Source organism: Pseudomonas sp. NPDC087346, assembly GCF_044744235.1.
GTDB lineage: Bacteria > Pseudomonadota > Gammaproteobacteria > Pseudomonadales > Pseudomonadaceae > Aquipseudomonas.
This window is the reverse complement of sequence record NZ_JBIUXX010000009.1, coordinates 21,221-44,116: the sequence shown is the minus strand read 5'-3', so window position 1 is coordinate 44,116 and position 22,896 is coordinate 21,221. Positions and strand designations below refer to the sequence as shown.

Below are 22,896 nucleotides of genomic sequence, written 5' to 3'. Positions count from 1 at the left end.
GCATATTTATGTGTAATTCCCACAGCCATATGCTTTTTTTTGATTTTAGTCAGATGTTTCTCAGCCAAACTTCGCATTGTTTTTTTTATTGTCGGTAAAAAGTGTGAGAGGTTGCTTTTTCCAACTCTTCAAATTTCCCTGGTTCGTTTTTTTTGTAAAGAATCATCCGCCCATCTCTTTCTTCGTTTTCTATCATGTATTTACGCTCATCTTTCTTCAAGTTAAGTGACCATGAAGAGAAAAATTCCGGATGCTCCGAAAAAGAAACTACTGTAAAGCCTTGATTCTTAGCCAGTATATATCTCCGATTGACTCATTTGTATTTCTCGATTGGTTGTTACTTGTCGTTTTTCAAAGCTCCGTCTAGGCACTAAAGTTTGAGTTCGTTCTAGATAATTTCTTTTTGAACAGGTCGTGTCTTAGAATTTCCCACCCCCAAAAAGGAGAGCAGTCAATTACCCAACATATTTCTTCAGTTTCCTAAAAATTTCAGGGGCTTTTTGGCCACATATGGTGGTGGAGGCGCAGCAACCTCAGAGATGTTTGGATAGGCCATACCAAAATATTTTGTTATCGGAATCTTCTAGAGTTTTATCAAATCTTTATATGTATGCATTTTGCTGGATGATTTTTTAAATGTTAAGTTATATGCTGTTCAACCAAATATAATTATTTTTTATATTACTCGCACTGAGTAATGATGTAGATGTTGTTGTCATACTTCAACGACGTCGTACCAAAGAAATAGACTTCGTTTTGGTTGAAAAAGAAATAGTCTCGTTTTTTTCTGTCTTTCTCTCCTCCAAAAATATTCATTTCTTTCTGAGCTGGCGCAGAGTCAATAATTTCAAAAGCTTGCTCACCTCTCACTTGCAATAAGAAACTCAGATCTTTTCCTTCGTATGTGGATGGTGCTTCATCTTCAAGCACCCATTCTGGAGGACGTCCAGCCCAACCGAACACTTCTCCATGCTCCTGTCTGGAAAAATCCAAGTACTGAAGCTTGATAGGTGAAATTTGCGTATTTGATTTTTCTGCAGTATCTGTTTTGAATAGATAAGCTTTAAAGTATTTTTGGTACGTTCTAAGGAAGCCGCTTGGTATTGCTGCATTTTTTAAATCTGTATTCAACATTTCAGGTATTGTAAATTTTTCGTTGAATTCAGAGGTGGCACTGAAAAAGCTTAATGTGTAGCCAGTGAACTCATGCGAGGCTGGGAATTGAATTGTGAAAAAGAAAGTTAATGGAATACCATTTTCACCTTTAGGTATCTGTAAGCCCGGTGGAAGAACGGGGCATCCACCTATGTAAGATGAGCTTGGTAATTCTGTTTTTACAATGAACATGGCGGGCTCATGTTGCCATCCTCTTTCGTAATGTTTATCAGTACTTTTATAGTTGTGTGATTTAAACCTTAAGTCGGGGTGCCACGGTCTGCTCCGGGTTTGAACATTAATTTGCCATCTTCCTCTCTGGCTCGGCAGCGCTCCACAAAAGTCAATGCCGCTGATGAATTTTTGAGGAATATTTCATAGGATTCTTGGCTTATTTCATAATATTCATCGTAGTCAACCATACGATTACTAACAGGGATGGATACGTAGTACTTTCCAGTCGTTTCTTCTATGCCTACGGTAAAGCGTTCATCTGTATTAATGACAGTGTCGCAGAATTTCATTCTTATACCTCAGAGGCTGAGTGCTGATATTTCAAGTGTTGGCGCTACCGATCCTTTGGCATCGATTATCGCTTCACTATTTCCATTTGGTAGTTTGCCACCTGGGAGCCACAAGTCGTTGGCACCAGCTTCGTTTCCTGATGGAATTCGTAAATTTAGCTCTTTTGGGTTTGTGATATCGATTCGTAGCAGCGAATTATTGCCCAAAAAGCCCGGTTCAAGTCCAAGGGTGTTCTCTAAAACGGAACTATTTCCATTGGCAGAGGCAATTAATTTATCTGCTTCGCTTTTCGGCATCACGAAAGAGGTGCCATCTCGTTGTCCTATACCAAATCTGTCAAAGTTGTTTTGGGTCATAAATCGGGTGGCACCACCATCAAATTGAGTCAAGTGGTCTGAGATGTAGTCGGCAGATAGATAGCTGCTAGGTTCGGGCCGAATTCCTTTCGGTGTCGCAATAATTTCGTCAATTTGCGTCTGTGTTAAAGGAGATGAGCTGTCAGGGCAATCCCCTTTTACACACATTAGACCAAGTGGATCAACCCACCCCGTAGGGTTAGGCACGTACTGGTAGTTATTCAACCCACCCGCAAGCTTGATCGGGTCCGGGGTCAAAAACCGTCCGGTACCCGGATTGTAGTAGCGGTGCCGGTTGTAATGTAACCCTGTCTCGGCATCGAAATACTGGCCCTGAAAGCGCAGCGGGTTGTCGATCTCGGCGACGTCCAGCGCTGCAAGGTTGCCGTAGGCCCGGTATTTGGCGGACCACATGATGTCGCCGCTGTAGTCGGTGAGTTCCTGCGGGGTGCCGAGGTGGTCGAGTTGGTAGTAGAACGGTGTCGCTTTCAGCGGGCCTTCGCCGTCGAGCATGGCCAGTGGGCGGAAGGTGCCGGGTTCGTAGATGTAGGTGCGATAGCGGTTGTCTGCGCTTTCGGCGATCAGGCGTTCGCCTTGCCAGAGGAATTCTGTGGTCTGGCCGTCGACGGTTTTTTCGATGCGCCGACCGAAGGCGTCGTATTTGTAGCTTGCGGTGCTGCCACCCGGCAGGCTGGCGCCGATCAGGCGATGTTGGCAGTCGTAGCGGTACTCTGTGATCAGTTTCTGCCCGGTGCCACGGCTTTCGCGGATCTGGTTGCCGTAGGCGTCGTAGTCGTAATGCCGGTCGCCCTGCATCAACAAACGGTTGCCTTTGACGTTGGCAAGGTTGGCGGCAGGGGCGTTGCCTTGTCCGAGCAGGTTGCCAGCGGGGTCGTGGGCGAAGCTCTCTGGTGTTGCGCCGCGCACGCTGATCAGGCGATCGAGTGGGTCGTAGTGATAGCTGCGATTGCCTTTGCGACTGTCGTCGATGCCGGCGAGGTTGCCATTGGCGTCGTAGTTGTAGCGGCGCTGGAACAGGTTTTTCTCGCGTTGACCAACGCTGTGCGCTTGCAGCCGACCTTGTTCGTCGTACTGGTATTGGCTGAGCAGCAGGCCTTGCTGGCGCTGTTGTTCACGACCGGCGCTGAACTGGTGGCTGGTCAGGCGCGAACCGTTGAGGTCGATGCTGCTGAGTTGGCCACCGGGTTGATGGCGATAGTCGAGCGTGCTGCCGTCCGGGAGGCGGCAGTGCATGAGTTGGCCGACGTTGTCGTATTCGTAACGCGTGGTGCCCCAGCCTTGGTGTTCGGTGACGAGGCGGTCTTGCAGGTCGTATTCGTAAGCGAGCGGCCAGTGGCCGTCGTCGACATTGACCAGTCGGCCGAGGGCGTCGTAGCTGAAGTGAACTTCCTCGCCATCGGGCAGGGTTTTCACCAGCAAACGACCAGCGGCGTCGCGCTGGTATTCGGTGATCAGTTCGCTGGCATCGTCGCCGAACTCGGTTTTCTTCAGCAATTTGCCGTTGAGGTCGTATTCGTACGCGGTGCGCCGGCCATCGAAGCCGGTTTCCTGTTGGATCAGACCGTTGGAGTAATAGTCGAGGTGGTAATGCTCGCCACGTTCGTTTTCGATCTCGGTGAGCAGCAGGCGTGCATTGTCGTAGCGATAGCGCAGTTGACTGCCGTCGGGGTTGATACGACGGCTGACCAGGTGCAGGTTGTCGGCGTACTCGTATCGGGTGATGCGTCCGAGTTCGTCGCGCTCGGCAGTGACGCGGCCGTACGGATTGTAAGTAAATGCGCGAGTGGCGCCGCCGGGCAGGGTGATCTGCGCCAGACGATTGGCCGCATCCCACTGGTATTGAGTGATGGCGCCAGTTTCCGCCTGACGGGTGATTTGCCGACCAAGTGCGTCGTAGCGGTATTTGCGCTGACCACCGTCGGGCAGGCGTTCTTCCAGCAATTGGCCGAGGTTGTTCCAGCTCAGTTGATGGCGGCTGCCGTCGGGGTGGCTGATTTCCATCAGCCGGCCCTGACGGTCGTAGTTGTAGAAGGTCGAGTTGCCGTCCGGGTCGACTTGCTCGGTGATATCGCCCTGATCGTTGCGCCAGTAAATCCATTTGGCCTGGCCACGGTTCACCACGCGGACGTAGCCGTGGCGGTATTCGTAGGTGGTCGGTTCATCCTCCGGTGGCAACACGGCGACCAATCGGCCAGCTTCGTTGTACTGGTATTCCGTCACCGCGCCCATTGGGTCTTTTTCGGCGACCAATCGGCCGTTGTCGTCGTAGGCTTTTAGATGTTCTGCGCCATCCGGATCGACTTTGGCGACCAGCCGAGCCTTGTCATCGTGGGTGTAGATTTCTTCGCTGCCATCAGCGTTGGTGACGGTGACACTGCCTTTGTCATCCCACGCGTAGTGCGCATCCATCTGCGAGAAGCTGGCCCAGTGGTGGATGCAGCGTGCGGACTTGCCTTCCTTTTCCCATTCCCAATAGAAACTCGCGCCACCGGCCAGTTGCCGTTCGAGAATGACGTTCTGCTCGTTGTAGGCGTAACGCTCCGCTTCGCCTGCCGCGTTAGTCGCTTTGATCAGGCGTCTCTGCGTGTCGTATTCGTAGCTGACCAGCGTCTGGATGGTGCTCCAGGCATCTTCGAGGTTGTCTGCCGGGATGAACTGTTGATAGTCGATAGAGACGATGTGTTTACGGTCGTAACGCACGAGAAGGGCGCGGCCAGCGCCGTTGTCCACGCGTTTGATCCGGCCATGAATATCGCGAGTGATGTGCAGACGATTGTCGTAGTTGTCGCTGATGGCGATCAGCGTCGCGCCTTTACGGTCAAATCGGAAGTGGTAGAACTGCTTGCGTTCACCAGCCTGCGTCAGGATCAGTTCGGATGGATCGTCACCCAGAAAGATCGCCGCTTCCGAGAGGCTATTGGTGATGGCCGGGCGCTGCACACTGGGTAATGGAAAGGTGGTAACCCGGTTTTCGTGGTCAGTCCAGACGACTTCTTCGCCATTGATTTCCACTCGCTGGGCGAGTGCGTGGCTCCAGCCGTAACCGAGACCACAGTCGATTTCGGCGGCGCTGGTGCGGTAGAGGCGAGTCCAGCTGAACGGCAACACCCCGGCCAGCTCGCCATCGGTGATTGTCAACAACTCTTCGCCAGTGACCATCGACACCGGGCAGCCGTTGGTGCAGGTTTTTTTCGCGCAACTGGCGCTCTTGTCGTCGGGGTTCTTTGACTGCGCGGGTGCGTTGTCGACTTTTTCCTTGGGCTCAAGCTTGCCTTGATTGTGCTTCTTGCTCCGAGGAAACGAAGAGGCGTCCTTGACCTCTTGTTTTGGCGTGTCCGCAGTTTTCGGCAACTGACTCTTCGCTGGTTGCTGGGGCACTTGGCTGCGTGAGTCAGGTTTGACCACCTTAGGTTTTGGAGCTTCTGCAACAGCTTCATCGATTTTTATCGCTGCTGTTTTAGTCGCTTTCATCGGAACGTTTTTCGCGCTGGCGATCACCGGTTTCGATATTTCCGCATGTGCGGGCAGGCTGTGCTTGCCGCTCAGGGTCATGAGGGTTGAGGCCAGGTCGTCAAGGTACTTGATCGCCTCACCGGACTTGACCGTCGACAGGACTTTCGTGCCCGCCCTGACCGCGATCCCGGCACCGCCCGTGAGGCAGATACCCACGACCACGTTGATCAGGAACTCCGACGCGATGGCCGTCATGACATCGACAACCACCTGCGGTGGCAGCATGCCGACCCACGCCACAATCGCCGAGACGTAGATGAACATCAGCGGCTCGTCGCTGAGAATCAACAACCCCGAAGCGATCGACTCCTTGGAGGCGGCATAGAGTTTGTCGATCTCGATATCCGAAAGAAACTTGCTGAGTTTTTCGTAGTTTTTCTTTGGATTGGCAAGCAGGTCGAACAGGCTTTTGATGTCGTCCCATAGCCGCAGCAGCGCCGCTTCGAAACCGTCGAGGGCGCGCTTGAGCAAGATGACCGAACGCCCGGCACGATCCGCCGCCGAGTAACTGGCCCATTGCGGCTGGAACTTGCTCGACCATTCGCTTTGCAGCCAACCGTCGAGTTTGCCGATCAGCCCTTGGTAGGAGTCATACAACGCCTTGACGTCGCTTTGGGAGACATTAGGGAAAAAGGTGATCCGATAGGTCTGACCTTTCTTGCAGCCGTCGATCACTTTGATGCCGCTGGGGCCAATCATCGTTTCGATGACCGGGCCGGTGACGTCGTCGTAGAACGTCCCTTTGGTGACCAGCTCCAGCTTCACCGGGGTGTTACCGATGGGCACGAAGCGCGCCGATTCGAACATGTGAATCAGCGTGAAATCACCCACCAGTGGGCAAGTCGCATAGGTCTCGACGGCACCGGTTTTGGTCTTGCGTTTGGTCACGCTGACTTCGTTGCCGACCTTGAAAGTCTGATCGACATCCAGCGCCCAGCCAGTCCAGAAACCATCGGCCCAGTCCTTGTAATCGCTCAGACAGTTTTTGAAGTCTTTGAGGATCAGGCTCACGTCAGGCGTTTTGGCGTCCAGCACGCGCAGAACCAAGGTACCAATCGGGGTATTCATGACGTGACTTCCTTTGTCAGCTGGGCGGCAAGGCGCTCTGCCATATCTTCGGTATTGGCGTTTTGACGTACGAAGCGCTCAACCTTTCTGCGCAAGTTGGCTTCGGGAAATTCGAAATACAGTTCTGGACAGTCTTCTTCCAGCCACTGCAGCAGGTTGTCGACGACGGTGGTGTGGTCTTTTTTGGCGAGTTCGTCCAACAGCTTCTGGGGGATTTCCCACCACGGCCAATCCTTCGCCTTCGGCACGACCCTTGGCCCAACCTCCAGCGTTTGGCCATTGATAAGATATCGCTCAAACACAGGCAGGATTTCCCCGGCCGTGGCGCCCAGCCCTTCAAGGATCGGATAGATATGCCGCCCATCCCAGAAGCGGAAAAACACCTCCGTCCCATCCGGCATTTTCACCTGCGTCAGGCTGCGCAGATGCTCGAACACTTCGTTCGGTTCGGATCGGGATACCGCCAGCCAGCCCCAGTCCTGCGCATCGGTTTCGGCAACCCATTGCAGAAATCCGGCCTGAGGTTTGATCTCGGCAAGGTAGGGCATGACCGGCTGCCAGTCGGCATACGGTGTTCCGCCCCAGATCGGCAGCAGTTGTGCTGCGTTATCTTGCTGGTAGAACGGTTTCAGCGGCTCGGCATCGCTTGCTGCGCTGATGACCAGATAGAGACGTTCATCAGCCTTCAAGGGACGTTCGGATAGCCAGGTTTGAGCAGTGATTTTTTCAGATGTCACAACAGTCGTCCTTGATGAGTGAATCTAAAAACTCATATCTGCTTCAATGCCTTCTTCGTAATTCGAGAGCTTTTGTAGAACACTCTCGTTACCCGAGTACTTCTCTTTCAACTGCTTTAGCTGCTGATCGGTGCCTTTGCAGTATTTGTTGATATCGCTGACTACCCGATTGAGGTTTTCAGGGTCCGCAGGATCGGGCTCGGGAATATCTCCGCGCAGTGAGTCGCAGTTATCCCTGTTTTTTACGTACGTTGAGACGTCGTCAGGAACGGTACTTTTGTTTTCCGCCGAACAGGAGACAAGCGGAAACATCAGCGCGAGAAGAAAAAGATAGGGCGAGACTGTGTTCATTTTAGTGCCCGTCATTTGACCAGTGAGGTTTGTCACTATTTCCGCCTACAAATTTGATCACGCCATACGTAGCGCCTACGGCATGAAGGTCGCTGTTCATACCGGTTTTAGGTGCTGAACTTATTGAAACGGATGTTCCAGAGGCATTATTGACCGCGAGTGTCCCTGTCCAACTGATGTTCATGTCAATTGCCAATTTTTGTGTGTGTCTAGAGGCAAGTGCTGGAGCGACATTGAGTCCGCTGATTCCATAACCATTTACCATCGCCCGTGCTCCCTGCGTGGAGGCTTGTTGATCAAAGGCTCCGGATTCGGAAGTGTGTGCCCATTTGATGTTTATTACGCCTCCCGGGTAACTGGGAACTTGTCGTGGATCGAAGCTTTGCTTAACGATTTTCCACGACCAATGCATTAGATAGGCTCGCTCAGGAGGTCGGTAGGTGGCAGAAATATGTACCGTCGAACCAGCGACTCTTAGCGCGTCTAGAAAACTGGTAACTGCTTCGCGAAAAGGAGATGCAAGGGCGGTAAGACTGGCGCTACCAAGGAATCTTCCTACCCATTGTGCGCCGCTGGGCTCATCAGCTGAAACGCTAACAGCTACAGGCGTCTGATCCGCAGTCGGAGTTAGTGTCGCTTGAACTGTCGCCATAATAGGGGGCCTCGATGGTGGCTTTTTCCGGTTTGTTGGACGCTACTTTCTGGGTCATACCTTTACTGTCGGTGACGCCATTGAAAATACCTCCAGATTCCAGCTTTATCTGATAGGGAATTCCTGATTTGGGTTTGCCGGTGACGTCGTCGTTAAGAACAAAAACCAAATCATGGGTGTTGGTTTCCGCTATGCCGCATACACCTCCCTTACACCTCTCGCATTCCTCACAGAACGGCGCATTGCGTTTCAGGGTGTTGATCTGTGCTGGCGTGAGCACTGCGCCGGCGTTGTCGGCGTCGGCCTGTTTCAGTACGCCAGGCATCAGCGGGGCAGCAGGTGTGCCGCTGCCGGGGCCTCCGCCGGAGTTCATCTTGATCGCCGGCCCGCTCATGGTCACGCCGCCGGCATCGATTTTGATGAAGCTGCCGCCCCCCACCAGCGTCAGTTCGGCGCCGGCTTCCATCACCACTTTCATGCCGCTGCTCAGGTGGATTTCCTGGCCTGCATCGATGAACTGGCCGGTGCCGATTTTGATGTGCTGGTTGACGCCTACCGTCAGGTGATCGTTGGCCTGCGCCTCAACCTTACGATCCTCGTAAACCGTGTGGTGCTCTTCAGCCTTGAATTCGCTGTAGCTGTTCTTCTCGACCGTATCGTGACGTTCATTACCGACCCGAATCTTCTGGTCATGCTCGATGTTCTCGTCCCAATCCCGCTGCGCATGCAGAAAAATCTGCTCCTGACCTTTCTTGTCTTCAATGCGCAGTTCGTTGAAACCGCCGCCACCCATGGAACTGAGGGTCTTGAACGTGGTGCGGGTCTTGTTCGCCGGCAGCGCGTACGGAACGGTGTTTTCCTTGTGGTACAGGCAGCCGCTGATCAGCGGTTGGTCGGGGTCGCCTTCAAGGAAGGTCACCAGCACTTCCATGCCGATGCGCGGGATGGCGATGCCGCCGTATTGGGCTCCGGCCCAGGCACTGGAAACGCGTAGCCAGCAGCTGGTTTTGTCGTCGGCCTGGCCTTCGCGGTCCCAGTGGAACTGGACTTTGACGCGGCCGTACTGGTCGCAGTGGATTTCTTCGCCTTTCGGGCCGGTGACCACGGCGCTCTGGCTGCCGAGGATGCGTGATTTCGGATGGCGCAGCGGTGGGCGGTTCGGCACGTCCCACGGGGTGGCCTGAAAGCGGTTGCGGTAGCCCTGATGGAAATCGTCTTTGAGCGCGGTGGTGTCGCTGGTGACCGACTCTTCGAGCACTTGCGGCTGTTTGCCTTCGTGCAGGACTTCGGTGAGCAGCCAGAGGTCGTTCCACTTGGCTTTCGGGTGTTGGGTCAGGGCGAGGAAATGGCCGCTGACCAGCAACGGCTGATCGCTCTTGCCTTCGGCGAGCTGGAAGTCGCTGCGGTGACGTTCGAGGGCGCGTTTGGCCAGATGTTTGCCGCGTTCACGGTCGATGAAACGGCCCGGATAATCGTAGTCCTCGAGGTCGGGCAGGGCATCGCCACGGTTTTCGCTTTCGAGGGTGATGCGCGGTTTTTCGAAATCGTAATCGCGGCGCGTGGTGCGGCTGGTGCGGGTTTCCAGGCGCAGGTCGAAGCGCTTGATCACCGGGTCGCTGGCGACCATGCCGGAGTCTTGTTGATAGGCCACGGGAGCGAGTTTCGGGAAGACGGTCTGGTCATCGCCGAACAGCAACAGGTGACCAGTAGCGCTGTGCTGGAAGTGGTAATGGATACCTTCTTCCTCGCACAAACGCTGGATGAAATGCAGGTCCGATTCATCGTATTGCACGCAATAAACGCGCTCGGGATAGATCGAACCGGTCTTGAATTGGTAGGCGTTGCTCTGGATACCGTGCTCTTCGAGAACCATGCCGATGATTTTTGGCACCGTGAGGTTCTGGAAAATGCGCTGGTTGAAGCGGTGCGCCAGATACGCCAGTTGCGGGCGCAGGGTCACGGAGTAGCACGTCAGGCGTTTGCCGGAATCGCCTTGCGCGGCGCGATAGATCTGGCCATGAATGCCGCTGCCGTCGGGCGACAGTTGCAGGAAGGCCGGTTTGTGCAGCAGGGTTTCGAGGTCCAGCGACGGCTGTTCACTGACCAGCTCTACCTCGAATACAAAAGGCTGGCTGATGGCTTCCCGACCGGTCAGGGTGAAAACCTGAAAGTCAGCGGAAAGACCTTCGATGGTCAGGGCAAAGTGGGTTTCATTGGCCGGCGCGAACATCCGTTGTTCCTCGTGCTGTCACAAATATCCGTAATTGCGAAAACAACATCGACCAGCAGAGCTGGCCGATGCTTGTAACGATCAGCCGCAATCAAGCGACTGGAAGACGCCAGTCATCGGAACCTGAAGTGCCGGATACTTCGTGGGTCCAGGTGATTTTGCGGTAGGTGAACTGCACTTCTTCCAGGTGAGTGAAGTGCGAGTTGCCCGGGTCCTGGCAGTTGTGCATTTTGTTGTTGATGGCGACGATGATCGCGTCTTCCAGTTTGGTGGTGTAGTAGTGCTCTTGAGTACCTTGAGCAGAAGTACGGTACCACTGGATAACGATTTCGCTCATGCGCTCGCCCGAAGTCAGAGCAGCTTGCAGCAGAGGCGAAGCCTTGTCGTAGACCTTGGTGATCACAACTGGTTTGTGAACGCGCTGACCGGTTGGCTGACCCGATTGTGGGTCACGCGGGATGATCACGTCGTGGCTGAAAGCCTGAACCATAACCTGGTCTTCGTGGCCTTCCTGGTAAGTGTTGCCAACGGAGTCGGCGGTGAATGCGCCGGCAGTGATCAGGCCTTGTTTCTCGCCAGTAACGGACATGTACGCTGGTGTTGCCATGAGGGTGCTCTCCTTGCGGAATAATTTAAGGGCCCGGAGGCGAAATCGCCCGGTGGGGGCCAGACAGTTATCAAGGAGCGTGCCAGGTTTTCTCAAGTCCCCGTGAGCCGGGGAGCAGATTGCTCTGGATCGCTGCTTGCAGGAAAATTCACCGCGATTTAAAGCGGAAAGTGCGCAACTTCTTGCGCAGTACTGCGCAAGAAGTTGCGCACTCGGCTACAGCCCAAGGTAGCCAAGGGCTGTAGCCAAGTCGTTAGTGAAATTTCGAAAACAAGTGCGCAAGAAGTTGCGCACTAAGGCGCATGGCCATCACTGGTTAGAATTGGTCAGCTGCGAAATGACCGATCCATCGCCCTTTTCTGCTGATCCGTCACTGGTCAGTGGCACCGTGCTTGCTGGAAAGTCCCTAGCCAGAGCCGATCCGGGTTTGACACTGGAAGGCGAGGGGGCGGTAAAGCGTCTTATAAATGAAACACCGCCCTCGGCTATACTCCCCGCATTTCGACTAGGCACGAGGACTCACTGTGAAGAACTGGACGTTGCGCCAACGCATTTTGGCGAGCTTTGCGGTGATTATCGCCATCATGTTGCTGATGGTCGTCGTCTCGTATTCGCGGTTGTTGAAGATCGAGGCCGGTGAGCAAAGCGTGCGGCAAGACGCGGTGCCCGGCGTGTATTACAGCTCGATGATCCGCAGTGCCTGGGTCGACAGTTATTTGCAGACGCAAGAGTTGCTTGGCCTGAAACGCGGGCAGGGAATCAGCGCCGAAGACGCGGCGGACTTCAAGTCGTTCGAGGCGCGCCTGAAAGAGCAGATGGGCAACTATCTCGCGACAGTGACCACGGATCAGGACAAGAGCGAATTCGCTCTGTTTCAGCAGGACGTGCTGGACTACAACAAGGTTCAGGCGGCTGTGCTGGACCTGCATCAGCGCGATCAGGACGAGCAGGCCGCTCAGCTGTTCAACGACAAGCTGACCCCGGCGTGGACCGCTGGCCGGATGAAACTCAACGACATCATTCGTGAAAACAAAGCCGTTGCCGACGAAGCCATGAACAACATCGACGATGCGGTGGCGGCGGCGAAAGTCAGCATGGGTATTTCCCTGCTTATAGCCATTCTGGCAGCCGGCGCCTGCGGTCTGCTGTTGATGCGCGCAATCATGGCGCCGATGAACCGCATCGTGCAGATCCTCGAAACCATGCGCACCGGCGACCTCAGTTCGCGTCTCAACCTTGATCGCAAGGACGAATTCGGCGCCGTGGAAACCGGCTTCAACGACATGATGGCCGAGCTGACCTCGCTGGTCTCGCAGGCCCAACGCTCCTCGGTGCAGGTGACCACCTCGGTGACCGAGATCGCCGCGACTTCCAAACAGCAGCAAGCCACCGCCACCGAAACCGCCGCCACCACCACTGAAATCGGCGCGACCTCCCGCGAGATCGCCGCGACTTCGCGGGATCTGGTGCGCACCATGACCGAAGTCTCCACCGCTGCCGATCAGGCTTCGGTACTCGCCGGCTCCGGCCAGCAAGGCCTGGCGCGCATGGAAGACACCATGCATTCGGTGATGGGCGCGGCGGATCTGGTCAACGCCAAACTGGCGATCCTCAATGAGAAGGCCGGCAACATCAACCAGGTGGTGGTGACCATCGTCAAGGTTGCCGACCAGACCAACCTGCTGTCGCTGAACGCCGCGATTGAAGCGGAGAAGGCCGGCGAATACGGTCGCGGTTTTGCGGTGGTTGCCACTGAAGTGCGGCGTCTGGCGGATCAGACTGCGGTCGCCACTTATGACATCGAGCAAATGGTCCGAGAGATCCAGTCGGCGGTGTCTGCCGGGGTGATGGGCATGGACAAGTTCTCCGAAGAAGTGCGCCGTGGCATGACTGAAGTGCAGCAGGTCGGTGAGCAGCTGTCGCAGATCATCCATCAGGTGCAGGCGCTGGCACCACGGGTGTTGATGGTCAACGAAGGCATGCAGGCCCAGGCCACGGGCGCCGAGCAGATCAATCACGCACTGGTGCAATTGGGCGACGCCAGCAGCCAGACCGTCGAGTCGTTGCGTCAGGCCAGTTTCGCCATCGATGAACTGAGCCAGGTGGCCGTCGGGCTGCGCAGCGGCGTTTCGCGATTCAAAGTCTGATGAGCGAAATCACCGCCAAACGCGGCGCTGCTCCGGTGGTGAAGCAGGCGTTGTTCCTGCTGTTTCGCATCGGCAACGAGCGTTACGCCTTGCGTGCGACCGAAGTCGCCGAGGTGCTGCCGCGTCTGCCGTTGAAGCCGATTGCCCGGGCGCCGGAATGGGTCGCCGGGGTGTTTGCCTATCGCGGCAAAGTGGTGCCGGTGATTGACCTCAGTGCGCTGACCTTCGGCGTACCGGCTCAGGCGCGCACCAGCACGCGACTGGTGCTGGTGCATTACCAGCCGGACGAGAGCCAGGCGGCGCAATGGCTCGGACTGATCCTTGAACAGGCGACCGATACCCTGCGTTGCGATCCGCTGGATTTCAAACCGTACGGGCTCGACAACCGCCAGACGCCTTACCTCGGTCCGGTGCGCGAAGATGCACAGGGGCTGGTGCAATGGGTGCGGGTCAACGACTTGCTCGATGAGTCGGTGCGGGTCTTGCTGTTCCCGACGCCAGTACTGGACCCGGCGCGGCTTGAGGAGCTGCCATGAGCGGCGACCAACGATTTTTCGACTTCCTCAAAGAACGCATCGGCCTCGATGTCACGTCGGTGGGGCCGGCGATCATCGAGCGCGCAGTGCGCCAACGCACGACGCTTTCGCAAGCGGCGCATGCTGACGAATATTGGTATTTGCTGCAGGGCTCGCGGGACGAGCAACAGGCGCTGATCGAAGCGGTGATCGTCCCGGAAACCTGGTTTTTCCGTTATCCGGAATCCTTTGCCACGCTCGGCAAACTGGCGCGCAAGCGCTTGGGCGAGCTGAACAACATGCGTGCGCTGCGCATCCTCAGCCTGCCGTGCTCCACCGGTGAAGAACCTTATTCGATCGCCATGGCACTGCTCGATGCCGGGCTCAAGCCCCATCAGTTCAAGGTTGATGGCATGGACGTCAGCCCGCTGTCGGTGGAAAAAGCCCGACGCGGTTTGTACGGCAAGAATTCGTTTCGCGGGCAGGAACTGGACTATCGCGAGCGGCATTTCATCGCCGAGCAGGATGGTCATCGGGTCAACGACAACGTGCGCGAACAGGTGCGCTTGCAGGTCGGCAACGTGCTCGATCCAGCACTGTTGGCCAGTGAGCCAGCGTTTGATTTCGTGTTCTGTCGCAACCTGCTGATCTATTTCGACCAGCCGACCCAGAAGCAGGTTTTCGAAGTGCTCAAACGCCTGACCCATGAAGACGGCGTGCTGTTTATCGGCCCGGCCGAGGGCAGTCTGCTCGGGCGTCTGGGCATGCGTTCGATTGGTATTCCGCAGTCATTCGCCTTCAGTCGCCACAGCGAACCGCATCCCGAGCCGTTACCGACGCCGGCACCAGTGCCGCTGCCCGTGCGCCAACCGGTGCGCGTCACACCGCCGCCAGTGCTGCGCAATCGACCGTTTGCTGGCGTGACGCCAATGCCGGTGACCAGCAAAAGCCCGAACCCGGATGCCACGACCTTGCTGGCGAATATCGCGGCGCTGGCCAACGAAGGAAAAAGTGCCGAGGCCCGCGTTGCGTGTGAACAGTATTTGCGCAGCCATGAACCGGTGGCGCAGGTGTTTTACTGGCTCGGCCTGCTCAGCGATGTCGCCGGCCTGACCCTCGAAGCGCAAAGTCATTACCGCAAAGCCTTGTACCTCGAACCGCAACACCCCGAAGCGCTGATGCATCTGGCTGCGTTGCTGCAAGCCCAGGGTGACAGCGCCGGTGCCAGACGATTGCAGGAGCGTGCCGCCCGCAGCACACGCACCGCCGACAGTGAGCGTAAACGATGATCCCGTCCGACACCTTGAACGTCACCCATGACGACGCACAGGCCATCGACGATTGCTGGAACCGCATCGGCATCCACGGCGACAAGTCTTGTCCGCTGCTCGAAGACCATATTCATTGCCGTAATTGTTCGGTGTATTCCGCCGCCGCCACGCGCCTGCTCGACCGTTATGCGTTGCAGCAGGACGAGCGCGATCCAGTCGCCACGGCGATTGAAACCGACGTCAAAACCCGTTCATTGCTGATGTTCCGTCTCGGCGAAGAGTGGCTGGGGCTGGCGACGCGCAGTCTGGTGGAGGTGGCGCCGTTGCAGGCGATTCACTCGCTGCCGCATCAGCGTTCGCGCGCCTTGCTCGGCGTGGCCAATGTGCGCGGGGCGCTGGTGGCGTGCCTGTCACTGGTCGAGCTGCTCGATCTGGACGGCAATGTTGCGCCGGCCACGGGCGCGCGGATCATGCCGCGCATGCTGATCATCGCCGCCCACGGTGGCCCGGTGGTGGTGCCGGTGGATGAAGTTGACGGGATTCATGCCATTGATGAGCGAATCCTCGACGCCGCATCGCGCTCCGGCGCGCAGGCCAGCGCCAAATACACCCGAGGCGTGTTGCCATTTCGCGGCCGCAGCCTGCGTTGGCTGGATGAAGAACAGTTGCTGTCCGCCGTGACCCGGAGCCTCACATGACCCCCGAGCAAATGCGCGACGCGTCCCTGCTTGAGCTGTTCAGCCTTGAAGCTGAGGCCCAGACCCAAGTGCTCAGCACCGGGCTGCTGGCGCTGGAGCGCAATCCGACCCAGGCCGATTACCTTGAGTCGTGCATGCGCGCCGCGCACTCCCTCAAAGGTGCGGCGCGGATCGTCGGGATCGACAGTGGCGTCAGCGTCGCGCACGTGATGGAAGATTGTCTGGTCAGTGCGCAGGAAGGCCGGTTGTTTCTGCGTCCCGAGCACATCGATGCGTTGTTGCAGGGCACCGATCTGCTGATGCGCATCGCCACGCCGGCCAACGGCCCGCAACCGGCGGACATCGAAGCCTATGTGCAATTGATGGCGCGGCTGCTTGATCCTTCGGCGGCGCCAGTTTCGGTGTCAGCGCCGATGGCTGAGTTGCAGCTCGAAGCGCCGCCCATGGTCGAACTGACCCCGCCAGTGGCGCCAGTCGAGCTGCCGGTGGAGATCGCCGATCCCGCCTCGCGCAAGAACAAACGCACCACCGAGGGGGGCGAGCGGGTACTGCGCGTCACCGCCGAACGCTTGAACAGTCTGCTCGATCTGTCGAGCAAATCACTGGTCGAAACCCAGCGCCTCAAACCGCATCTGGCGACCATGCAGCGCCTCAAGCGCATGCAGAACAACGGCCTGCGGGCGCTGGAAAGTCTCAACGTCCATCTCAAGGAGCACGCACTCGGCCTCGAAGCGCTGGAGGCACTGGAGGATGCGCGGCGTTTGCTCTCCGAATCGCAGCAGATGCTCACGGAGAAAACCGCCGAACTCGATGAGTTTGCCTGGCAAGCGAGCCAGCGTGCGCAGGTGCTGTACGACACCGCGCTGGCCTGTCGCATGCGGCCATTTGCCGATGTGCTGACCGGACAGGTACGCATGGTCCGCGACCTCGGCCGCAGTCTCGGCAAACAGGTACGACTGGAGATTGAAGGCGAAAAGACTCAGGTCGATCGCGACGTTCTGGAAAAACTCGAAGCGCCGCTGACCCATCTGCTGCGCAACGCGGTCGATCACGGTATCGAAACCCCGGAGCAACGCTTGCTCCAGGGCAAGCCCGAAGAAGGTCTGATCCGTCTGCGAGCCTCGCATCAGGCCGGTCTGCTGGTGCTGGAACTGAGCGATGACGGCAACGGCGTCGATCTGGAAAAGGTCCGCCGCAGCATCGTCGAACGCCAGTTATCCCCAGCCGAAACGGCGTCGCAGTTGAGCGAAGAAGAGCTGCTGACGTTCCTGTTTCTGCCCGGTTTCAGCCTGCGCGACACAGTCACCGAAGTCTCCGGCCGTGGCGTCGGGCTCGACGCGGTGCAGCACATGGTCCGCCAGTTACGTGGTGCAGTGGTGCTGGAGCAAGCAGCGGGCGAGGGCAGCCGCTTCCATTTGGAAGTGCCGCTGACCCTGTCGGTGGTGCGCAGTCTGGTGGTGGAAGTCGGCGACGAGGCTTACGCGTTTCCGTTGGCGCACATCGAGCGCATGTGCGATCTGGAGCCGCAGGACATCGTGCAAGTCGAGGGGCGTCAGCATTTCTGGCACGAGGGCCGGCATGTCGGGCTGGTCGCGGCCAGTCAGTTGTTGCTGCGTCCGGCGAGCCAGAACAGCGGTGAGACCCTGAAAGTCGTGGTGATCCGTGAGCGCGATGCGATCTACGGTGTGGCGGTCGAGCGCTTCATTGGCGAGCGAACTTTAGTGGTATTGCCGTTGGACGAGCGTCTGGGCAAAGTGCAGGACATTTCCGCCGGAGCCTTGCTCGACGATGGTTCGGTGGTGCTGATTGTCGATGTCGAAGACATGCTGCGCTCGGTGGATAAACTGCTCAATACCGGACGTCTTGAACGGATTGCCCGCAACGGTCATACGGCTGTGGAAGCTGTGCGCAAGCGGATTCTGGTGGTTGATGACTCGCTGACCGTGCGCGAGTTGCAACGCAAACTGTTGCTCAATCGCGGTTATGACGTGGCCGTCGCGGTGGACGGTATGGATGGCTGGAACGCCTTGCGTTCGGAGAACTTCGACTTGCTGATCACCGACATCGATATGCCGCGTATGGATGGCATTGAACTGGTCACGCTGTTGCGCCGCGACAACCGTCTGCAATCGCTGCCGGTAATGGTCGTTTCGTACAAGGATCGCGAAGAGGATCGGCGTCGTGGACTGGACGCTGGCGCCGACTATTATTTAGCCAAGGCCAGTTTTCATGACGACGCCCTGCTCGATGCTGTGGTCGAGCTCATCGGAGGAGCGCGGGCATGAAGATTGCTATCGTCAATGATATGCCCATGGCGGTGGAAGCCCTGCGCCGGGCGCTGGCATTCGAGCCGGCGCATCAAGTGGTCTGGGTCGCCGGCAACGGTGCCGAAGCGGTGCGCATGTGCGCAGAGAACACCCCGGATCTGATCCTGATGGACCTGATCATGCCGGTGATGGACGGCGTCGAAGCCACGCGACGGATCATGGCCGAGAGCCCGTGCGCCATCGTCATCGTTACGGTCGACCGCCAGCAGAACGTGCATCGGGTCTTCGAAGCGATGGGCCATGGCGCGCTGGATGTGGTTGATACTCCGGCCATTGGCGCTGGCAATGCTCAGGAAGCGGCGGCGCCGTTGCTGCGCAAGATTCTTAATATCGGCTGGCTGATCGGCGAGAAACCCAGCCGTTCGCGTGCCGCGCCGGCGTCGCCGCGCAGTTCGGGTTCGTGTCAGCGGCTGGTGGCCATCGGCTCGTCCGCTGGCGGCCCGGCGGCGCTTGAAGTGCTGCTCAAGGGCTTGCCACGGGATTTTTCCCCGGCGATTGTGCTGGTGCAGCATGTGGATCAGGTGTTCGCCGCCGGCATGGCCGAATGGCTGGCCAGCGCCAGCGGCCTCGATGTGCGTCTGGCCTGCGAAGGTGAGCCGCCGCAAAGCGGCAAGGTGCTGCTGGCCGGGACCAATCACCACATTCGATTACTGAAGAACGGCACGCTGGCCTACACCGCCGAACCGGTCAACGAGATCTACCGACCCTCGATTGATGTGTTTTTCGAGAGTGTCGCCAATTACTGGAATGGTGACGCGGTAGGGGTTTTATTGACCGGGATGGGACGCGACGGGGCGCAAGGGCTTAAGCTCATGCGCCAACAGGGTTATCTGACCATCGCGCAGGATCAGCAAAGCAGTGCGGTGTATGGCATGCCCAAAGCCGCAGCGGCGATTGATGCAGCCGTAGAAATTCGCCCACTGGAAAAGATAGCGCCACGATTGCTGGAGATTTTCCCCAAATGAACAGTTTTATCCGCAATCCTGGCCCCCGCAGTACTCAGGTGACCGCCCATGAATGACTTACAGATCGACGACATTAAAACCGACGAAAACGCCGCTATGGTGTTGTTGGTGGACGATCAGGCGATGATTGGCGAAGCCGTGCGCCGTGGGCTGTCGAATGAAGAAAACATCGACTTCCATTTCTGCTCCGACCCGCATCAGGCTGTGGCTCACGCGGTGCGGATCAAGCCGACGGTGATCCTGCAGGATCTGGTGATGCCCGGTCTCGATGGCCTGAGTCTGGTGCGCGAATATCGCAATCATCCGGCGACCAAGGACATTCCGATCATCGTGCTGTCGACCAAGGAAGACCCGCTGATCAAGAGCGCGGCGTTTTCTGCGGGGGCCAATGATTATTTGGTGAAACTGCCGGACACCATCGAACTGGTGGCGCGCATCCGTTATCACTCGCGCTCCTACATGACCTTGCTGCAACGCGATGCGGCTTATCGCGCGCTGCGCGTCAGTCAGCAGCAGTTGCTCGACACCAATCTGGTGCTGCAACGGTTGATGAACTCCGATGGCCTGACCGGGCTGTCAAACCGCCGTCACTTCGACGAGTACCTGGAGCTGGAGTGGCGCCGTTCGTTGCGTGATCAGAGCCAATTGTCACTGCTGATGATCGACGTCGATTACTTCAAGTCCTACAACGATACCTTCGGCCACGTCGAAGGTGATGAGGCGCTGCGCAAGGTCGCTACCGCAATCCGCGACGCCAGTGCCCGGCCATCGGACTTGCCTGCCCGTTACGGCGGTGAGGAATTCGCGCTGGTGCTGCCGAACACCTCGCCGGGCGGCGCTCGGCTGGTGGCGGAGAAACTGCGCCAGACCGTGGCGGCGCTGAAGATTCCGCACAATTCACCGGGTGACGGGGCGAGTCTGACCATCAGCATCGGCCTGGCGACCATGGTGCCGCAGACGGGCAGCGATTGCCGCTTGCTGATTTCGGCGGCGGATCGAGGCCTGTATCTGGCCAAAAACAATGGTCGCAACCAGGTGGGTATCGAGTAGACACCCTGTAGGAGTGAGCCTGCTCGCGATTCGATCTGACATTCAACATCTTTGTTGTCTGACACACCCTAATCGCGAGCAGGCTCACTCCTACAGTTGAATGGTGCAGGTCTGTGTCAAGCGATTAACCCCGACAGCCGCCAGACGGGCTGCCGTGACAGCTTGATTACGTTATACTCGCCGGCTTTCAAAAGTTCGCCAACGAGTGCTGCCCGTCATGGAAATCAACCCGATCCTGAACACCATCAAGGACCTGTCCGAGCGCTCCGAAACTATTCGGGGGTATCTTTGACTACGATCAAAAGCATGAGCGTCTGACCGAAGTCAATCGCGAGCTTGAAGATCCGAGCGTCTGGAACAAACCTGAATACGCCCAAGAACTGGGCCGCGAGCGCTCTGCGCTGGCGCTGATCGTCGATACGCTCGACGAGTTGAACGCTGGTCTGGCCGATTGCCGTGACCTGCTGGACATGGCCGTCGAAGAGAACGACGAAGGCGCAGTGGGCGATGTCGTCGCCGAGCTGGCCCGTCTCGAGGCCAATCTGGCCAAGCTCGAATTCCGCCGCATGTTCAGCCATGAAATGGACCCGAACAACGCCTACCTGGACATCCAGGCCGGTTCCGGCGGCACCGAAGCCCAGGACTGGGCCAACATCCTGCTGCGCATGTACCTGCGCTGGGCTGACAAACGCGGATTCGAAGCGACCATCATGGAGCTGTCGGCTGGTGAAGTCGCTGGCATCAAGGGCGCTACCGTGCACATCAAGGGCGAATACGCCTTTGGCTGGCTGCGTACCGAAATCGGCGTCCACCGTCTGGTGCGCAAGAGCCCGTTCGACTCCGGCAACCGTCGCCACACCTCGTTCTCCGCGGTTTTCGTCTCGCCCGAGATCGATGACAAGGTGGAAATCGAAATCAACCCGGCAGACCTGCGGATCGACACATATCGTTCCTCCGGTGCCGGTGGTCAGCACGTAAACACCACCGACTCGGCCGTACGTATCACCCACGTACCGACCAACACCGTGGTCAGTTGCCAGAACGAACGTTCCCAGCACGCCAACAAAGACACCGCCATGAAAATGCTGCGGGCCAAGTTGTACGAGCAGGAAATGCAGAAGCGCAACGCCGCGTCGCAAGCGCTGGAAGACACCAAGTCCGACATCGGCTGGGGTCACCAGATCCGCTCTTACGTGCTCGATGCGTCGCGGATCAAGGATCTGCGCACTAACATCGAACGCAGCGACTGCGACAAGGTGCTCGATGGCGACATCGACGAATACCTGGAAGCAAGCCTGAAATCGGGGCTGTAAAAAGACGCAACACAGGATCGACTGATTCAACTCGATCCCTGTAGGAGCCAGCCTGCTGGCGATCCCCGGGCCGCAAGGCCCGGGGGCAACGAACCTGATGGAATATCTAAAGACATGAGCGACCAACAACTCGACCCGCAAGCCCTGCAACAGGAAGAAAACTCCCTGATCGCCCTGCGCAAGGAAAAGCTTGCTGCCGAGCGCGCCAAGGGCAATGCCTTCCCGAACGACTTCCGTCGCGAAAACTACTGCGAAGATCTGCAGAAGAAGTACGCCGACAAGACCAAGGAAGAGCTGGCAGAGGCTGCAATCCCGGTCAAGGTTGCCGGTCGCATCATGCTCAACCGTGGCTCGTTCATGGTGATCCAGGACATGACCGGCCGCATTCAGGTTTACGTCAACCGTAAAACCCTGTCCGAAGACACCCTGGCCGCGGTGAAAACCTGGGACATGGGCGACATCATTGCCGCGGAAGGTACCCTGGCGCGTTCCGGCAAGGGCGACCTGTACGTTGAAATGACCAACGTGCGTCTGTTGACCAAGTCGCTGCGTCCGCTGCCGGACAAGCACCACGGCCTGACCGACACCGAACAGCGCTACCGTCAGCGTTACGTTGACCTGATCGTCAACGAAGAAGTGCGCCAGACCTTCCGCGTGCGTTCGCAAGTGATCGCGCACATCCGCAGCTTCCTGATGGCACGTGACTTCCTCGAAGTCGAAACGCCGATGCTGCAGACCATTCCGGGCGGCGCCGCAGCCAAGCCATTCGAAACCCACCACAACGCGCTGGACATGGAAATGTTCCTGCGTATCGCGCCTGAGCTGTACCTCAAGCGTCTGGTTGTCGGCGGCTTCGAGAAAGTGTTCGAGATCAACCGCAACTTCCGTAACGAAGGCGTTTCGACTCGTCACAACCCTGAATTCACCATGTTGGAGTTCTACCAGGCTTACGCCGACTACGAAGACAACATGGACCTGACCGAAGAACTGTTCCGTGAACTGGCGCAGCTGGTTCTGGGCAGCACTGACGTACCGTACGGCGAAAAAGTCTTCCACTTCGGCGAGCCATTCGTGCGCCTGTCGGTGTTCGACTCGATCCTCAAGTACAACCCTGAGCTGACCGCCGATGATCTGAACGACATCGACAAGGCTCGCGCCATCGCCAAGAAGGCCGGCGCCAAGGTGCTGGGCTTCGAAGGTCTGGGCAAGCTGCAGGTGATGATTTTCGAAGAACTGGTCGAGCACAAACTCGAGCAGCCGCACTTCATCACTCAGTACCCGTTCGAAGTGTCGCCGCTGGCCCGTCGCAACGACGACAACCCGAACGTCACCGACCGTTTCGAGCTGTTCATCGGTGGTCGTGAAATCGCCAACGCCTACTCCGAGTTGAACGAC

At 57.3% G+C, this 22,896-nt stretch carries 16 protein-coding genes; 9 read left to right on the top strand and 7 right to left on the bottom strand.

The annotated features are described in order from the left end of the window. Positions 1-681: 681 nt before the first annotated feature. The 7 genes from ACIOZM_RS07715 to ACIOZM_RS07685 all read right to left on the bottom strand — a co-directional run bounded on the left by ACIOZM_RS07715 (position 682) and on the right by ACIOZM_RS07685 (position 11,215). Positions 682-1,347 (bottom strand): hypothetical protein, encoded by a 666-nt coding sequence (locus ACIOZM_RS07715; RefSeq protein WP_401211522.1) that lies wholly within the window; start codon positions 1,345-1,347, stop codon positions 682-684. 68 nt (positions 1,348-1,415) lie between these two features. Then, positions 1,416-1,679 (bottom strand): hypothetical protein, encoded by a 264-nt coding sequence (locus ACIOZM_RS07710; RefSeq protein WP_401211519.1) that lies wholly within the window; start codon positions 1,677-1,679, stop codon positions 1,416-1,418. Between the two features lie 9 nt (positions 1,680-1,688). After that, complete coding sequence (locus ACIOZM_RS07705; protein ID WP_401211516.1) at positions 1,689-6,638, bottom strand: RHS repeat-associated core domain-containing protein; 4,950 nt, start codon at positions 6,636-6,638, stop codon at positions 1,689-1,691. Then, entirely contained in the window at positions 6,635-7,375 is a 741-nt protein-coding gene (locus ACIOZM_RS07700; protein ID WP_401211513.1) for a DUF4123 domain-containing protein, read from the bottom strand. Before ACIOZM_RS07700 ends, ACIOZM_RS07705 begins: the two co-directional genes overlap by 4 nt. Positions 7,376-7,399: 24 nt before the next feature. Then, positions 7,400-7,762, bottom strand: coding sequence for a hypothetical protein (locus tag ACIOZM_RS07695; RefSeq protein WP_401211507.1), 363 nt, complete (start codon positions 7,760-7,762; stop codon positions 7,400-7,402). A 557-nt stretch (positions 7,763-8,319) separates the two neighbouring features. Further along, positions 8,320-10,608, bottom strand: coding sequence for a type VI secretion system tip protein TssI/VgrG (tssI, locus tag ACIOZM_RS07690; protein WP_401211504.1), 2,289 nt, complete (start codon positions 10,606-10,608; stop codon positions 8,320-8,322). Positions 10,609-10,699: 91 nt separating this feature from the next. Beyond that, entirely contained in the window at positions 10,700-11,215 is a 516-nt protein-coding gene (locus tag ACIOZM_RS07685; protein WP_401211501.1) for an Hcp family type VI secretion system effector, read from the bottom strand. A 584-nt stretch (positions 11,216-11,799) separates the two neighbouring features. Here ACIOZM_RS07685 and ACIOZM_RS07680 point away from each other — a divergent pair. The 9 genes from ACIOZM_RS07680 to lysS form a co-directional block, all read left to right on the top strand. Further along, positions 11,800-13,362, top strand: coding sequence for a methyl-accepting chemotaxis protein (locus tag ACIOZM_RS07680; protein WP_401211916.1), 1,563 nt, complete (start codon positions 11,800-11,802; stop codon positions 13,360-13,362). Further along, on the top strand, positions 13,362-13,898 hold the full coding sequence (locus ACIOZM_RS07675) for a chemotaxis protein CheW (RefSeq protein ID WP_401211499.1): 537 nt from the start codon (positions 13,362-13,364) through the stop codon (positions 13,896-13,898). The genes ACIOZM_RS07680 and ACIOZM_RS07675 overlap by 1 nt, the downstream gene beginning before the upstream one ends. Further along, positions 13,895-15,166, top strand: a complete 1,272-nt coding sequence (locus ACIOZM_RS07670) for a CheR family methyltransferase (RefSeq protein ID WP_401211497.1) — start codon at positions 13,895-13,897, stop codon at positions 15,164-15,166. The genes ACIOZM_RS07675 and ACIOZM_RS07670 overlap by 4 nt, the downstream gene beginning before the upstream one ends. Next, positions 15,163-15,846, top strand: coding sequence for a chemotaxis protein CheW (locus tag ACIOZM_RS07665; RefSeq protein WP_401211494.1), 684 nt, complete (start codon positions 15,163-15,165; stop codon positions 15,844-15,846). Before ACIOZM_RS07670 ends, ACIOZM_RS07665 begins: the two co-directional genes overlap by 4 nt. After that, positions 15,843-18,131, top strand: a complete 2,289-nt coding sequence (locus ACIOZM_RS07660) for a hybrid sensor histidine kinase/response regulator (RefSeq protein WP_401211491.1) — start codon at positions 15,843-15,845, stop codon at positions 18,129-18,131. The genes ACIOZM_RS07665 and ACIOZM_RS07660 overlap by 4 nt, the downstream gene beginning before the upstream one ends. Beyond that, complete coding sequence (locus tag ACIOZM_RS07655) at positions 18,128-19,138, top strand: chemotaxis response regulator protein-glutamate methylesterase (protein WP_401211488.1); 1,011 nt, start codon at positions 18,128-18,130, stop codon at positions 19,136-19,138. The genes ACIOZM_RS07660 and ACIOZM_RS07655 overlap by 4 nt, the downstream gene beginning before the upstream one ends. Positions 19,139-19,186: 48 nt before the next feature. Then, positions 19,187-20,188, top strand: coding sequence for a diguanylate cyclase domain-containing protein (locus tag ACIOZM_RS07650; protein ID WP_401211485.1), 1,002 nt, complete (start codon positions 19,187-19,189; stop codon positions 20,186-20,188). Positions 20,189-20,405: 217 nt separating this feature from the next. Further along, a protein-coding gene (gene prfB / locus ACIOZM_RS07645) for a peptide chain release factor 2 (RefSeq protein ID WP_401211482.1) occupies positions 20,406-21,501 on the top strand; the annotation gives its coding sequence in 2 pieces (ribosomal slippage) (positions 20,406-20,477 and positions 20,479-21,501; 1,095 coding nt in all). A gap of 114 nt (positions 21,502-21,615) precedes the next feature. Continuing rightward, positions 21,616-22,896 (top strand): lysine--tRNA ligase (gene lysS, locus ACIOZM_RS07640; RefSeq protein ID WP_401211479.1); only part of this gene is annotated, 1,281 nt, incomplete at its 3' end.